At 60.9% G+C, this 14860-nt stretch carries 12 protein-coding genes and 1 other RNA gene; all 13 read right to left on the bottom strand.

What is annotated here, in order from left to right; translation table 11 throughout:
* Complete coding sequence (gene hrpA / locus OOT55_RS02275; protein ID WP_265367545.1) at positions 1 to 3942, bottom strand: ATP-dependent RNA helicase HrpA; 3942 nt, start codon at positions 3940 to 3942, stop codon at positions 1 to 3.
* Between the two features lie 292 nt (positions 3943 to 4234).
* On the bottom strand, positions 4235 to 4702 hold the full coding sequence (locus OOT55_RS02270) for a Dps family protein (RefSeq protein WP_265367544.1): 468 nt from the start codon (positions 4700 to 4702) through the stop codon (positions 4235 to 4237).
* Between the two features lie 153 nt (positions 4703 to 4855).
* Entirely contained in the window at positions 4856 to 6928 is a 2073-nt protein-coding gene (locus OOT55_RS02265; protein ID WP_265367543.1) for a VWA domain-containing protein, read from the bottom strand.
* Positions 6929 to 6930: 2 nt separating this feature from the next.
* Positions 6931 to 7602: a YEATS-associated helix-containing protein gene (locus OOT55_RS02260; protein WP_265367542.1), complete on the bottom strand. Its 672-nt coding sequence runs from the start codon at positions 7600 to 7602 to the stop codon at positions 6931 to 6933.
* A gap of 105 nt (positions 7603 to 7707) precedes the next feature.
* Entirely contained in the window at positions 7708 to 8049 is a 342-nt protein-coding gene (locus OOT55_RS02255; protein WP_265367541.1) for a hypothetical protein, read from the bottom strand.
* Positions 8050 to 8109: 60 nt separating this feature from the next.
* Positions 8110 to 8550 carry a YcgN family cysteine cluster protein gene (locus OOT55_RS02250; protein ID WP_265367540.1) on the bottom strand — a complete coding sequence of 147 codons (441 nt, stop codon included), beginning with the start codon at positions 8548 to 8550 and terminating at the stop codon, positions 8110 to 8112.
* Between the two features lie 3 nt (positions 8551 to 8553).
* Positions 8554 to 8847, bottom strand: a complete 294-nt coding sequence (locus tag OOT55_RS02245) for a YcgL domain-containing protein (RefSeq protein WP_265367539.1) — start codon at positions 8845 to 8847, stop codon at positions 8554 to 8556.
* Entirely contained in the window at positions 8844 to 10010 is a 1167-nt protein-coding gene (gene rnd, locus OOT55_RS02240) for a ribonuclease D (RefSeq protein WP_265367538.1), read from the bottom strand. Before rnd ends, OOT55_RS02245 begins: the two co-directional genes overlap by 4 nt.
* Positions 10007 to 10609 (bottom strand): recombination mediator RecR, encoded by a 603-nt coding sequence (gene recR, locus OOT55_RS02235; RefSeq protein WP_265367537.1) that lies wholly within the window; start codon positions 10607 to 10609, stop codon positions 10007 to 10009. The genes rnd and recR overlap by 4 nt, the downstream gene beginning before the upstream one ends.
* A 9-nt stretch (positions 10610 to 10618) precedes the next feature.
* Positions 10619 to 10939, bottom strand: a complete 321-nt coding sequence (locus OOT55_RS02230) for a YbaB/EbfC family nucleoid-associated protein (protein ID WP_265367536.1) — start codon at positions 10937 to 10939, stop codon at positions 10619 to 10621.
* 15 nt (positions 10940 to 10954) lie between these two features.
* A complete protein-coding gene (gene dnaX, locus OOT55_RS02225) occupies positions 10955 to 12967 on the bottom strand; it encodes a DNA polymerase III subunit gamma/tau (RefSeq protein ID WP_265367535.1) in 2013 nt (670 codons plus the stop codon).
* 138 nt (positions 12968 to 13105) lie between these two features.
* Positions 13106 to 13201: signal recognition particle sRNA small type (ffs, locus tag OOT55_RS02220), an RNA gene on the bottom strand.
* Positions 13202 to 13303: 102 nt separating this feature from the next.
* Positions 13304 to 14833 (bottom strand): AbgT family transporter, encoded by a 1530-nt coding sequence (locus OOT55_RS02215; protein ID WP_265367534.1) that lies wholly within the window; start codon positions 14831 to 14833, stop codon positions 13304 to 13306.
* Positions 14834 to 14860 lie beyond the last annotated feature (27 nt).

The raw sequence follows: 14860 nt of genomic DNA, 5'->3' as shown, positions 1-14860 counted from the left end.
TCAGGTACGCTCCGCTTCCAGCGCCTGCCACTGCTTCTCCAGACGTTTGGCGGATACCGGCATGCGCGTTTTCAGTGTCTGGGCAAAGAGCGACACCCGGAATTCCTCCAGGCTCCACCGGTACCCCTGAAGCGCCTCGTTCAACGCCAGGGCCTGACCGTCGCGATCGGTCCAGAAAGGCTCCAGACGCTCCCAGAAGGGTGCCAGCTCATCCACCAGGCGGCGATCCTTGTTCGGGTCCAGAGGCGCCTTTTCCAGCCGAATTTCCAGCGCCTGCATATACCGTGGGTACTGGCGCAGCCATTCCTCCGGGGTGCGATACAGCATGCCCGGGTAAAACAGGTGGGCCAGCTGGGTGCGGATGTCCGACAGGGTAAACGCCAGTGGCAGTTGGGTGCGGTGCTGCTTGAGCTGTTTTTTGATCTTCACCAGGGAGTGCAGACTGGTGGAAAGCACATCCGCCAGGGCCTGGGCCTGTATCACCAGCCCTTCGCGCACCACTTGCTTGCAGCGCTCATAGGCCGGTGCGGTTCGAGGCAGGTCATCCAGCGGTAACCACTGGGCCACCGCCGCCAGCAGCAGGTCATCAACCACCGCATCGCGCTTACCCATCTCCGCCACCGACAGAGCCAGCTCGTCTTTTTTCAGTAGCTCCTTGTGCAAATACTTTCGGGTCTGGGAAAGCTCCAACAGAATCAGCCGCGCCAGCCCGCGCTGGGTCTGATAGGCGGCATCCGCCGCTTCATCCAACACCACGATGGCCACCGAATCGCGCTTGTCCACCAGCGCCGGGTAAGCGCGTAACTGGATACCGCCGCGCTTGAGCTGCACCTCCCCCGGCAATGTATCCCAGTCCCACTGGGTCAGCTGGTCGCGCTCGATGCCCACCGCTGCCGATTGAATCTTCTCCTGGGCCTGCTCCCGATAGCGCTCGCGCAACACCGCCAGATCCCGACCCCGGGCGATACAGCGCCCCCGCTCGTCCAGCACCTGGATATTGACCCGGTAAAAATCGTCAATGCGGGTGTCGTCCCAGGCCTCGGTCGGCACCTCGACCAGGGTCTGACGCTTGAGTTGGTGAGCCAGGGCATCGGTCAACGAGGTGTTGTCCGGCTGCATGCCGGCCAAGGCCCGGTCCACCACATCCGGCACCGGCACAAAGTGCTTGCGCCACTGCTTGGGCAACCCCTTGATCAGACTGATGCACTTGTCGCGCAACAGTCCGGGCACCAACCACTCGAGGCGTTTTTCCGGTACCTGATGCAGCAGGCTGACCGGCACCTGCAGGTTCACCCCGTCGTCCTCGTGACCGGGTTCAAACTGATATTTCAGCGGAAAACTGACGCCGCGCCAGGTCAATGCGTCGGGGAACTGCGCCTCGGTCACCTCCCCGGCATCGCGCTGCATCAGTTGCTCGCGCTCGATAAACAGCAACCGGGGCTGGTCTTTTTCGGCCGTTTTACGCCACTGATCAAAACTGGCGCGGCTGACCACCGACTCGGGAATCCGCTCATCGTAAAACTGATACAGGGCCTCATCATCGGCCAGAATATCCCGGCGCCGGCTTTTCGCCTCCAACTCATCCAGCTCGGAGACCAGACGCTGGTTGTGAGCAAAGAACTTTGCGGGCCCGCCCCGTTCCGGTTTCTTCGCGTAACGGCCCTCCACCAACGCGGAGCGAATAAACACTTCGCGACAGGTGGTCGGCTCGAGTTCGGTGAAATCGACGCGCTGCTTTTCCACCAGTACCAGCCCGTACAGCGATACCTTCTCGAAGACTTTCACGCGCCCACTTTTAGAGTCGTAGTGAGGCTCGAAGTAATGACGCTTGACCAGGTGTCTGGCCGCACTCAACGCCCACTGGGGGTCAATCTTGCCCACCGTGTGGGCGTAAAGTCGGGAGGTTTCCAACAGCTCCGCCGCCACCAGCCACTTCGGGGTCTTCTTGAACTGGGACGAGCCCGGGAAAATCATGAACTTGCGATTGCGCGCTCCCAGGTACTCGCGATCTTCCACATTGAACCCCAGGTTCCCCAGCAAGCCGGACAGCAGCGCTCGGTGCACCGCTTCGTAATCCGCCGGCTCGCCATTCTCCTTGAGTTTGAGCTCGCGCAGGCTGACTTTCAGTTGGTGGTGAATATCCCGCCACTCGCGCCAGCGAACGTAGTTCAGAAACTCTTTCTTGCACTGCTTGCGCATCTGGTTCTGGGACAGGTCCTGACGCAGCTGTTCAAAGTAGTCCCACAGATTCACAAAACCGAGGAAATCCGATTGCTCGTGCCAGAATCGACGATGGGACTGGTCCGCCGCCTGCTGCTTATCCGCCGGTCGCTCCCTGGGATCCTGCACCGACAGGGCGCTGGTGATGATCAGCAGCTCCCTGAGGCAATCCAGTTCACTGGCCGCTATCAACATTCTGGACAGTCGTGGGTCCAGTGGCAGTCGAGTGAGCTGCTTTCCCGTCGGGGTCAGACGCCCTTTGCCGTTGACCGCCTGCAACTCCTCCAACAATTTGAACCCGTCATTGATCAGACGCCGGTCCGGTGGATCAATGAAGGGAAACCGGTGTATATCGCCCATGCGCAATTGCAGCATCTGCAGGATCACCGCCGCGAGATTGGTGCGCAGAATTTCCGCATCGGTAAACTCCGGTCGTGCCAGGAAGTCTTCCTCGCTGTACAGGCGGATGCAGATACCTTCCGCAACCCGCCCGCAGCGGCCTTTTCGCTGATTGGCGCTGGCCTGGGAAATCGGCTCGACGGGCAGGCGCTGCACCTTGGTGCGGTAGCTGTATCGACTGAGCCGGGCAAAGCCCGGATCGATCACATAGCGGATGCCGGGCACGGTGATGGAGGTCTCTGCCACATTGGTGGCGAGCACCACCCGTCGCCCTTTGTGCGGCGCAAACACTTTCTGCTGCTCGGCCATACTCAGGCGGGCGTAAAAAGGCAGCACTTCCAGGTGTTGAAACCCCGCCTGCCGGATGCTGCGCGCCGCTTCCCGAATCTCCCGTTCGCCGCTGAGAAACACCAGTATGTCACCGCCGCGCGCGCCTTTACCGGCGCTTCGCTCGTGAGTTTCAATTTCGTGGATCGCATCGAGTATCGGCTGATAGCTGTCGTCACTCTCACTCTCGCTGTCCAGCGGTGGCCGGTACCAGACATCCACCGGATAGGTACGGCCGGACACCTCAATGATCGGCGCATTGTCAAAGTGCCGGGAAAAGCGTTCGAGGTCGATGGTGGCGGAGGTAATGATGACCTTCAGGTCCGGGCGTTTGGGCAGCAGTTGTTTAAGGAATCCGAGCAGGAAGTCAATATTGAGACTGCGCTCGTGGGCTTCGTCGATAATCAGGGTGTCGTAGCGGGACAGAAAGCGATCATTCTGAATTTCCGCCAGCAGGATGCCGTCGGTCATGACTTTGACCAGGCTCTGTTCGCTGGTCTGGTCGGTAAACCGAACCTGGTAGCCCACCAGTTCGCCCAGGGGCGACTGGAGTTCTTCGGCAATGCGCTGCGCGACGGTATGCGCCGCCACCCGCCGGGGCTGGGTATGGCCAATCATGCCACTGACACCCCGGCCCAGTTCGAGACAGATTTTGGGCAGTTGGGTGGTTTTCCCCGAGCCGGTTTCCCCGGCCAGTACCACCACCTGATTATCGCGAATCAGTTCGGCGATTTCGTCCCGCTTGTCGCTGATCGGCAGGTCGGGGTAGACGATGGTCTGTGGCCGGTGTTGTTCGCGCTGTTCAAACCGCTGCTGGGAGCGCTGCCATTGTTGCAGCCATTTGCTCTGGTCTTTGTCCACCGGTTGGCCGGCTTTGAGCCGCTCCTGGATGGCCTGCCAGCCTTTGGACAGACGAAACCGGTCCCGACTCAGTACGCGGCTGAGGTCGAGGCGTTGGGGTAATTGGTCGAGGGTCGGTGTTTCGGATTCAGACATAGCCAGCTCGGATGATTAAGCACGGCATGATAGCAGAGAGGGCCCCAGTATCGCAGGGGGCATCTTCATAGCGGCTGGAGAGACAAAGTTGATTGGCGCACCACTCTGGAACAGCAGCTGCGGGAGGTAAGGTCACTTTGAGACACGCCGTGAATACATCCCTGTAGGCTCATTACCCGCCGTCCAGGCGGGTAATGAGCCTACAGGGATGTATTCACGGCGTGTCTCACAAGGGTATACCCACCCGCAGCATTCCAATGCGAAGTCGCCAAACCTTTATGCAACTCAACCTTTACTCCAGAAGACTGCGCAGCATCCAGGCGGTTTTTTCGTGGAGTTGGATGCGCTGGGTGAGGAGGTCGGCGGTGGCTTCGTCGCTGGCTGACTCGACCACCGGGAACAGCGAACGGGCGGTGCGGACCACCGCTTCGTGCCCTTCGACGGAACGTTTGATCATATCCGTCGCGCTCGGAACACCCGGCTCCTCTTTGATGCTGCTCAGCTCGATGAATTCCTTATAGGTCCCCGGTGCGGGGAAACCGATGGAACGGATACGCTCCGCGATCACGTCTACCGCCTCGGCCAGCTCGGTATAGTGCTCCTCGAACATGATGTGCAGCGTCTGGAACATCGGGCCGGTGACGTTCCAGTGGAAATTGTGGGTCTTCAGATACAGGGTATAACTGTCCGCCAGCAACCGCGACAAACCTTCCGCAATCTGTTCGCGATCACTCTGTTTGATACCGATATCGATTTCCATGACCTTTCTCCTCAATGGATGAATAGCGGCCCCGTCTGACGGGGCCCCGATTGAATTAGCTTAGTTGGATATATGCGTGCAGAACAGCACCTTTTCAAGGCTGGGGCGTAAATACGCTTTTATCACATCGATAGCATCGCGCTATGCGACATTTCACCGCCCGTTCGGGTCATCGCTGCTATCGTCAAACAGCTGATCGTCACCCAACGGGAAAAGCGACTCTTCGTCATCCGCTGACTCCGGCTTGGGCGTCGGTTGCGTCGGCGCGGGTTTGTCGGGTGAATCGCCAGGCGAGTCCAGCTCCGACTCGATTTGCTGCATGGGGGGAGGAGCACCCGCTTCAGGGGGCAGCGGCTCATCGTCGGTATCGTCCAGTGGCTGGGGTTTACGCCCACCCATGATGGCGCGATAACCGAAGTAAGCAAGTACCAGAAGCAGGCCGTTGGCCAGGATCAGGCTGCCGGCCAACAGCGCCGGGTGTGCCGGTTTACGCGCCTCTCTGGTCGCCACGTCCGGGGGGGAGGGTTCGACGTCAACCTGGGGCTCACCCAGCGTCAGGGTCGAGGGAGGCGGTTCACTGTCCCGACCCTGGCGAGCGCGCTCGGCCGCCGCCTCGTTGTCCTCCAGGTCTTCGCGCAGAGCACTGATTGCCTCGCCCAGCGGGTCGGGCTTGGGGTCGCCCTCCTCCGGGTAGGAAAAATACTGGGTCGGCAGATGTTCTTCAAACGGTCGCCCGTCCGCCGTCTGGCCACTCGCCTGCAGTGAGACCCGGTAGTTGGCGCGCTCCTCAGGAGTCAGCGTATGGCGCCAGATGCCGGGGCTATCAGCCTCCAGGGAAATCACTTCACTGTGCCCAGCCGAGTGGCGAATATGAGCCACCACATCGGTTTGCCCGGGGTTGATGGTCTCTTTGCCATCCACCACCAGGTCCCAATGCACTTGTTCATTCTCTATCCGCTTGGCCAGACTGACCTCAAACTGGGAGGCGACGGTCATTCGGTGTGTGAACAGTCGCTCAAAGCTCTTGCCATCGAGGGTCAGGCGCAATTCATAATCCCCGGGACGACGGGGAGCCGGCAGCACCAGCTCATAACGGCCGTCGTCCGGAGGAGGCCCCTGCCAGGTCTTCAGGGCCTGTTCACTTTCAACCGTACCGCTGAGCTCCAGTGTCAAGGTCAACAGTTCCAGCAGGGCCGGGTTACTGACAACGCCCCGCTGATCCTGCAGGTAGAAGTTTACCGGGATGGGCTCCCCAACGTTGATATTATTCACCAGCGGCTCAACCACCAGTTGCAGGTTACTGATGATCGTCAGTCGACTGTGTGGTTGCAACTGCGCGTTGATCTCCCAGCGGCCGGGTGGCGGATCGGTCACCGTTATCAGGTCATAATCCGGGGTGCTGTGCCAGTGCAGCTCGGGGCGTTCCACGTCAGCATGATAGCGTTGGCCATCGGGCGCGATGAGTTCGGTGGCGTCTTGATCAGGCTCCTTTCGAACCAGAGCGGTAAACTCTTCGATACTGTCATCGATCAGGAACAGCCCGCCGGTTATTGGAAGGCGTTCAGCGGGCACCGTCTGCTGGAAAATCTGCAACAGGCTATCCATCAACTGTTCGGCATTGCGCGCCTTGCTGAACAGGCCATCTGAGCCGCGCGCCATATCGCGCAACAGGGCCTCGTCGGTCTCATCCGAGAGGCCGATGGTATGGATCCGGTAGCCCAGGGAATGCAACTCGGGCACCAGTTCCCTTACCACCCGCTGCTGCTCACGGGCGCTGATCTGCGGATCCGGGCTGACATCCACCACGCCATCGGTCAGTAAAATGATGTCGGTGCGTAGAGCGGTGCCCTTCGAGCGTTCGGATCGATCGTAGGCCGCGCCTTCCAGCGCGGCCCCGATGTGAGTATAGAGGGCAACCGAATTGATCTCCCCAACACGCTCCAATGCCCGGGATTTCCAGGTATCATCAACTTCACGGTGAGGTACCAGAGCGTTGACCTGCTGCCCGAAGGTCCACACGCCCGCCTGGCTGCCCGGGGGCAACAACCGCACCAGTAACGACAGCGCCGGACGGCGCAGATTGTCCGGGTCGGTGCGCTTCATACTGCCGGAGATATCCACCACAAGGCGGATGTCCGCCTGCTCGGCCAGTGGTTCCTGGGCAGACAGCGGTGCCAGCAGCACAAGCCCCAGAATCAGTAGCGCCGCCCGGCACCCTGTCATCATCGTTATACCAACAGGTCCAGCGCGCGACGGCCCTTCTCGGTCAGGTACCAACGTACGCCTTTGCGGGTGTTGAGTTTACCGGCCAGTTGCCGGCTGACCAGGACGTTCAGAGATTTCTGGATGGTCGTCTCATCCGCCCCGGCCTCTCGACACAGGCCCGCCATGGAGCGATAGATGTGCCGCCCCACGCCCAGGGTTTTCAGAACCTTGCTGGCGGCGATATCCAGTTCTTCATTCGGATTCAGGGGGCCGGCGTTGTCGTCTACATCGGTGTCCTGCTCGGTTTCGGTGTCCAGCAGCGGCAGCAGCTCTTCCTGCATGACCCGCAGCTCGTGCTGCATTGCCTCAACCTGGGTCCGAGCGACCTGCGCTTCACGCAGAATACGCTTTGGGGTACTGGTCAGTACCAGACGGGAACCGATGGCCACGATCAGACAGAAACCGGTGTAAATCAGCAAGCGCGACGGGTCTTCCTGAATCTGGGTGATCAGATCGCTCTGGACGAAAAACAGTATGACCGGTACCAGAAATGCGGCACCAATACCCAGCACAATGCAGCGCGGCAGCGCCGCCTCGTCATCGCGCTCCTGGGTCAGTTGATAGTAGTTGATCAACCCACCGAAAACGCCGGCAATAGTCATGACCGCCGCAAGAATGAAAATATGGTTTGCCATGAAATTCTCCTGTGTAAACGCCCCCTTCTCCAATACCCAAAGGTAGAGATCAGTGCAGGTGTTTAATTACTCTTAGTTATAGCAGGTTTGTACCAAAGGGCAATCTCAGTCCGTCTCGGGTCGGGGTCGGGGCCGTACCAGCAACTGAAAGATCAGCGAAATGACCAGGGCCACCAACCAGACCCCCAGCATGATCAGCCCGGCTCGGGAGGCACTATCCAGAGTATCGAACAACCCATCAAGCACCAGCACAAACAGTGCCGGAGCCAGCATCAGGCTGTCATTGACGCTCATCGGCCCGGGGGTCAGAAGCAATGCGGCCGCCGACACCAACAGTAAGTGTCGCCATTCGCGCCGAAACCCCCGAGTCACCCGCCAGGCGGCGGCCAGAAGCGCCAGGGCTCCCAGTAAATAGACGATCCAGGCAAGGGTGTATCCCGTTGTCATAGGCTATCGGCTCCTGTTGTTCGCTCTTGAGTCTTCATCACAGTCGGGCAGCGGACGGGATCATACCCAGATCACCGCACGCTCCTCCCAGTCCTCTTCCGGCACTTCGGTTTCAGAGACAAACCGACCTGCCGCCGACACGCCCGCCCGCCGCACCGACGCGGGATCACCGGAAATCAGCGGGTGCCAGTCCGGCAGGGGAATCCCTTCGGCCAGCAGACGGTAGGCACAGGTCGAGGGCAGCCAATGAAAGTCGGCAACATCCTCCGGGCGCAGCACGGTGCAATCAGGCACATTGCGCTGGCGATTGGGGTAGTCGCTGCAGCAGGCCGTGGCCGTATCCAGATACCGGCAGGCCACGTCCGTGTACAGAATTTCTCCGGTATCTTCATCCTCAAGCTTGTGCAGACAACACTTGCCGCACCCGTCACAGAGAGATTCCCACTCCTGTGCCGTCATCTCCTCCAGCGTTTTGCGCTCCCAGAAGGCTTGCAGAGCCAAACCTCAATGCCCCATTTTCGTGTTGTGGAGGCGCACCCGGGCCACTTCGGTATCCGCATGGGGACTTGGCGGCATCTGCAGGTAATAGCCCGGCTCCTCGAGACAGGCCAACACACGCTCAGCGGTGGTGCGCGCCAGCTTCCGCTCCGGAGTGAGCGCCAGCACCATGGCCGACTGGGGTTTGCCGAACCGCCGGAGCAGGTCCTCCGGAACCCGTTCAAGCCCTTCCTCGCGTTTGACGTAAAGGTACATGCCCTCTTCTTTCGGGCTGCGGAATATCTCAACCAGCTGTTTCATGAGGGCTCCTTCTGCGGTGTGACATCGGCCCGGTGTGCTTCGGCCGCCTCAAGCAACCCTTGCCCCAAGAGCTCATAGCGCCACCCCTGCAGCCGCTCGGGCAGCTCGAAAGCTCCGCCTTTGAGCCCGGAGCGGACGACCGCTTCATACTCGCGCTTGCGCACCAACAGTTCCGGCGGTAATTCGTGCGCTTCCGCCAGTTCACGGACATAACGTTTGAGCGCCTTCATCAAAGGCGCCTCGGCCTTGCCCAGGGGCGGGTCGAGGCGTTCGGGCCACTCGGATTCCGGTTCCTCCAGCGCCAGGCGGATCTCAGCCATCAGCGCCTCCCCTTCCTCTTTCTGGGTATGGGCCGGGACTTCTTTCAGGGTCCGCAGTTGCGCCAGATCCGTAGGCTGACGGCGGGCCAACTCCCACAGACCATTTTCCTTGATCAACCGGTTGCGCGGTCGATCCCGCTTCCGTGCCTCCCGTTCGCGCCAGGCACTGAGCCGGCGCAACACGGCGAGTTCACGCGGGCGCAACTTCCACGCCGATCCCACCTTGCGGTAGTAATCGTTAAAATCCGGGCTGGCTTTGGCGTTCGCGACCAGATCGGCGCTGTCGGCACGCGCCCAGGTGAGGCGATCCTGATCTCTCAGCCGCTGCAGTAACTTGCCGTAAATCACCAGCATGTGCGCCACATCGAGTGCCGCGTACTTTTTCTGAGGAACCGACAGGGGCCGCTGCAGCCAATCCGATCGGGTCTCTCCCTTGGGCACCTCGATACCCAGCAGTTGCTGGACCAGATTGGCATAACCCAACGAAAAGCCCAGGCCGGCAAAGGCGGCACCAATCTGGGTATCGAACAGCGGCTCCGGAACCACCCCCAGCCAGCGCTGAAACACTTCCAGATCCTCGGAGCAGGCGTGCAGCACTTTGGTCACCCTCGGATCCAGGAACAGGACCCTGAGCGGTTCAAGGTTATCAATCGCCAGCGGATCAATCAGGTAGCAGCCGCGGCCATCCCCGATCTGCAGCAGGCCGGCAATCGGATAAAACGTTTCCGAACGCATGAACTCGGTGTCGACCGCGATGGCGCCCTGCTCACGCCAGCGCTCGCACAGCTCGGCCAGCTCCGCGTTCTGATCAATCCAGATCGGCTCTGTCGGTATGGTGGTCATAAGGTTTTTCGACTGGAAAATGCATGGGCCAGGGTGCCACCGTCGACGAACTCCAGTTCGCCCCCGAGCGGCACGCCGTGGGCAATTCGGGATACTGTGACGCCGAGATCCTTGGCCCGCTCACTGATATAGAACGCGGTGGTTTCCCCTTCCATGGTCGGATTGGTTGCCAGAATCACCTCATTGACCTCTCCGGTTTTCAGCTGATTGACCAACTGATCAATGCCAATGTCCTCCGGACCAATACCGTCAATGGGAGAGAGACGACCGAGCAGCACAAAATATTTACCCTGATAGCCTCCGGCCTGTTCAATGGCGACAACATCTGCGGGTGTTTCCACCACGCACAGCACGGAGCCATCCCGTCGGGGATTATCACAAATGCCGCAGACCGGCTGCTCGGTCAGGGTGCGACAACGCTGACAGCGCCCGACCCCGTCAATGGCCTGCTCCAGACTGCGCGCCAGGCGCGCCGCGCCTTCACGATTGTGCTCAAGCAGATGCAACACCATGCGCTGGGCCGACTTGGGACCAACCCCCGGCAGGCAGCGCAGCGAGGAGATCAACTCGTCGATCAGTGGACTGAATAGCGATGCCATGTTCGTCTCTTAAAACGGCATTTTGAAATCGGGCGGAATGCCCATACCCGAGGTCATGCTCGCCATTTTTTCCTTGCTGTTGGCCTCCACCTTGCGTACCGCGTCGTTAACCGCGGCGGCAATCAGATCTTCCAGTACTTCCTTGTCTTCACTCATCAAACTGTCGTCGATGCTCACACGGCGCACATCGTGGCGCCCGGTCATGACCACCGAGACCAGGCCCGCGCCAGACTGCCCGGTGACCTCCGCTTGAGCCAACTCCTCCTGCATCTTCTGCATGTTGGCCTGCATCTCCTGGGCCTGCTTCATCAAATCGCCCAAACCTTTCATAACTTACCTCATCAATTAGTCCAGGGGCTGGACAGTGTCTTCGCGCAGAGTCGCGCCAAAGTGTTCGACCAATTGTTGTACGATGGGGTCCTTTTTCATGGCTTCAAGCGCCTCAATGCGGCTTTCCTCCTTGAGCCGAATGGCCTGCGCCGCCGGCGTTTCCGCATCCACCGTTCCCGGCTGGATACGCACCCGCACTGGTTCGCCATAATAGTCACTGAGCACATCCGCCAGTCTCTGCTGCTGACTCTCGTCATAAATGGCGCTGTGGCGCTCATCCAGCACCAGATTCAGCTCATTGCCCTGACGTCCCACCAACACGCAGTTGGCGGCGGTGCTTTGCAGCAGGCCTGTCGCGCTCAACCCCAGGTAAATCCGGGCCCAGTTGTCCGGACGGGTTTCCTCAAGCGTCACTTTGGGAACCGCCGGTTTCGCTCTGATCGTTTCGGCTGCCTCGGGCTCAGCCGATGCCGGCGGTGGCGTTTCCGGCCGTGAAGCACCCGGCGCGCCCATTGGCGCCGTCGCCTCACGGCTCGACCGGTCAGCCGATTGAGTTCCGGCTTCGGGTGCGGCCTGATAAGGGCCGTCAAATGGCGGCACATCCTCCTCGGCCCAGGGAGGTGGTTCTTCCCCGGTGGCTCCTCTCGCCTCTGGTGCGGTCGTATCCGATGGTTGGAGAGACTCCTGCCCCGCCGGTTCGTGGCCCACCGGGGCCACAGCCGCCGACTCGGGAGCCGGCGGCGTACTGTCAGCGACCGGCTTTGGGGCCTGGGAGGGCTCCTCCTTCGCACCCGGTTTGCCAGTCTCGGGAGCAGGAGGCGCCGACTCCGACACGGTCGCTACGGGGGCCTGCTCCGGAATCTGCTCAGCCAGGCGCTCACCCGGGCTGGCCGGTGTTTCGCTGGCGCCTTGCGGCAGCGCTTTTTTGGGGATGTCGGCCACCCCCTGGGGTTTGAACGCCAGCATCCGCAACAGCACCATTTCCAGCCCCGCACGGGGGTCTGGCGCCAGCGGCAGGTCTCGTCGACCGAGCAGGGCCGTCTGATAAAACAGCTGGATGTCCTCCGGGGGCATCTGCTGCGCCAGCTCAAGCACCTTGTCCCGATCACCATGGCTGTTATCCGCCGCCTCCGGCAACGCCTGAGCGATGGCAATCCGATGCAGCAGTGCCAGCAATTCTGCCAATGCGGCAGCGTAATCAGGCGCCTGCTCGGACATCCGCTCCACCGCGCCCAGAAGCGCTCGACCATCCTGAACCGCCAGCGCGGCCAGCATGTCGTAGATGGCCCGCTGGTCAATCGTGCCCAGCATGGCCCGCACTTCGGCCTCGGTAATTTTCCCGGAGCCGTAAGCGATCGCCTGGTCGGTCAGACTCATGGCGTCCCGCATACTGCCATCGGCGGACCGACCCAACAGCCACAGCGCGCTGGATTCGAAGGGCACCAGCTCCTTTTCCAGGATTTCCTGCAGGTGCTGGACAATCCGCTCCGGGTTCATGTTTTTCAGATTGAACTGCAGACAGCGTGACAGAATGGTCACCGGCAGTTTCTGCGGATCGGTGGTGGCGAGCAGAAACTTGACGTGAGGTGGAGGTTCCTCCAGCGTCTTGAGCAGCGCGTTGAAACTGTGCCCGGAGAGCATGTGCACTTCGTCGATCAGGTAGACCTTGTAGCGACCCCGGGTGGGCGCGTACTGGACGTTTTCCAGCAGCTCACGGGTGTCTTCCACTTTGGTGCGCGAGGCCGCATCCACTTCAATCAGATCAACAAAACGGTTTTCGGCGATCTCCGTGCAGGCGGAGCATTGACCGCAGGGCTCGGAGCTGACGCCGCTCTCGCAGTTGAGGCATTTGGCGAGAATTCGGGCGATGGTGGTCTTGCCCACCCCGCGGGTGCCGGTGAAGAGGTAGGCGTGGTGGAGCCGGTTGTGATCGAGGGCGTTTATCAGCGCCTGGAGCACATGCTCCTGCCCCACGGTTTCCCGAAAGGTGCGGGGGCGGTATTTGCGGGCCAGGACTTGGTAGCTCATGCCTTCCTCAGTGGATCAGAATATCAAAACCAGGGCGGGAGTATACCGGAAGATGCCCGGTGATATATACGGCGGGTGCGCTGCGCTTACCACCAGGGGAACGACAGAATTATACAAATAGCGGGGGATGGGTGGTGACCTGACCAGCCACACCCCGGCACATGACTGACTGCTACCGTTGCTCCCTTCCGGGCCTGGCGGGGTTCACAGCTGATCATTGCGAGGGGACCGGAAAGGCCACCATTGTCGCTCGACACCGGGGGAATCCCCCTGAAACAGCCACTGGCTGTGGTCGAGTGGGGCGCATTATGCGCAGTTTGCCCCCCTATTGCAACCTCAATTGAGCAGCATCGGTGCACCCGGCCCGAGGGGCAAACCGAGCCAGAACCACACCAGCATGAGTGCGCTCCAGCCCAACAAAAACACAATGCTGTACGGCAACATCATCGCCATCAGCGTGCCGATACCCAAGTCCGGTTTATAGCGCTGGGCAAAGGCAACCACCACCCCGAAATAGGGCATCAGCGGTGTTATGATGTTGGTGCTGCTGTCTCCGATCCGGAAGGCCATCTGGGTCGCCTCAGGGCTGACTCCCAGCAAGAACAGCATCGGGACAAAGACCGGCGCCAACAACCCCCACTTGGCCGAGGCGCTACCGACAAACAGGTTGATAAAGGCTGCCATTAACACAAACACGATCAGCAGGACGCTGTTCGGTACCGCCAGGCCTTTCAACCCCTCGGCACCACTGACGGCCAGCAGGGTACCCAACTGGCTCCAGGCGAAATAATTCACAAACTGAGCGGCAAAAAACATCAGGACCAGATAACCGGCCATGGTCGCCATCGTCCCTTCCATGGCCTGCACCAATGCCTGACTACTACCGTACCGCCCACTGAAGCGCCCGAACAGCCAGCCGGCAACGGCCGCATAGAGCGCAATCAACACCACAACCCCCTGCATTGCCGCCGAGCCGAGAAAACCCGGACTGTCCGGGTCGCGCAGCGGCGCACCTTCCGGAACCGACGCCGCGAGCACCCCTGAGACAAACAGAAGGGTCCAGCCGGCCACCAGCCAGAGTCCACGGCGATCGGCCGGCGACAGCGCGACAGCCTCATCCGGCACGGGATTCCCACGCTCCTCAGAGCCGGCCGTCCGGGCCAGGTACGGCATCACCCAGCGCTCCGTCACCCAGGCACCGAGCACGCTCAACACCAGGGTCGAGACGGCCGCAAAGTAGTAATTGGCCTCAACGCCCACCGTGTACTCAGGCGCAACAATCGCCACCGCCTCCGTGCTCATCCCGCTGAGAATGGCGTCCACCGGACCGATCAACAGGTTGGCACTGTAGCCGGCCGAAACGCCCGCGAAAGCCGCTGCGATACCCGCCAGGGGTGGCCGCCCCGCCGCGGCATACATCAACCCCGCCAGAGGAATCAGCACGACATAGCCCGCATCCATGGCAAGATTCGACAGAATGCCGGCAAACACCACAACCCAGCTCAGCAGGCCCCGGGGCGTACGGCGCACCAAGCGCTCAAGCAGCACCCGCAACAGGCCGGAGTGCTCGGCAACCCCCAAACCCATCATGGCCACCAGGACCGTACCCACCGGCGCAAAGGAAACAAAGTTGTCAACTGTGTGAGTCAGTGCCCAACGCACCCCCTCGGCACTGAGCAGGCTGCGCACCGCAATACGCTCGTCCTGCCCCGGCAAACGGGTGGACACGTCAAAGGCGGCGACCACCGCAGAAATCAGCACCAACGCCAGACTGAGCCAAAGGAACAGCAGCGCTGGCGCCGGCAATCGATTGCCCCAGCGGGCAATCGCCGCCAATGCACCGGGCGGGGACTTAATGGCGTTCATAGTAGCTTCCGGTTGCGTTAAAGAAAG

This window comes from Marinimicrobium sp. C6131 (assembly GCF_026153455.1).
Taxonomy (GTDB): Bacteria; Pseudomonadota; Gammaproteobacteria; order Pseudomonadales; family Cellvibrionaceae; genus Marinimicrobium.
Note: the sequence above shows the minus strand (reverse complement) of the source record. Positions and strands in the feature narration are given on the sequence as shown.

Bases quoted from the DNA above. Each gene is read 5' to 3' on its own strand.
- dnaX (WP_265367535.1), bottom strand. From the start codon at position 12,967: ATGAGCTACCAAGTCCTGGCCCGCAAATACCGCCCCCGCACCTTTCGG.
- OOT55_RS02270 (WP_265367544.1), bottom strand. From the start codon at position 4,702: ATGGAAATCGATATCGGTATCAAACAGAGTGATCGCGAACAGATTGCG.
- OOT55_RS02245 (WP_265367539.1), bottom strand. From the start codon at position 8,847: ATGAAACAGCTGGTTGAGATATTCCGCAGCCCGAAAGAAGAGGGCATG.
- hrpA (WP_265367545.1), bottom strand. From the start codon at position 3,942: ATGTCTGAATCCGAAACACCGACCCTCGACCAATTACCCCAACGCCTC.
- OOT55_RS02230 (WP_265367536.1), bottom strand. From the start codon at position 10,939: ATGAAAGGTTTGGGCGATTTGATGAAGCAGGCCCAGGAGATGCAGGCC.
- rnd (WP_265367538.1), bottom strand. From the start codon at position 10,010: ATGACCACCATACCGACAGAGCCGATCTGGATTGATCAGAACGCGGAG.
- OOT55_RS02265 (WP_265367543.1), bottom strand. From the start codon at position 6,928: ATGATGACAGGGTGCCGGGCGGCGCTACTGATTCTGGGGCTTGTGCTG.
- OOT55_RS02215 (WP_265367534.1), bottom strand. From the start codon at position 14,833: ATGAACGCCATTAAGTCCCCGCCCGGTGCATTGGCGGCGATTGCCCGC.
- OOT55_RS02260 (WP_265367542.1), bottom strand. From the start codon at position 7,602: ATGGCAAACCATATTTTCATTCTTGCGGCGGTCATGACTATTGCCGGC.
- OOT55_RS02255 (WP_265367541.1), bottom strand. From the start codon at position 8,049: ATGACAACGGGATACACCCTTGCCTGGATCGTCTATTTACTGGGAGCC.
- recR (WP_265367537.1), bottom strand. From the start codon at position 10,609: ATGGCATCGCTATTCAGTCCACTGATCGACGAGTTGATCTCCTCGCTG.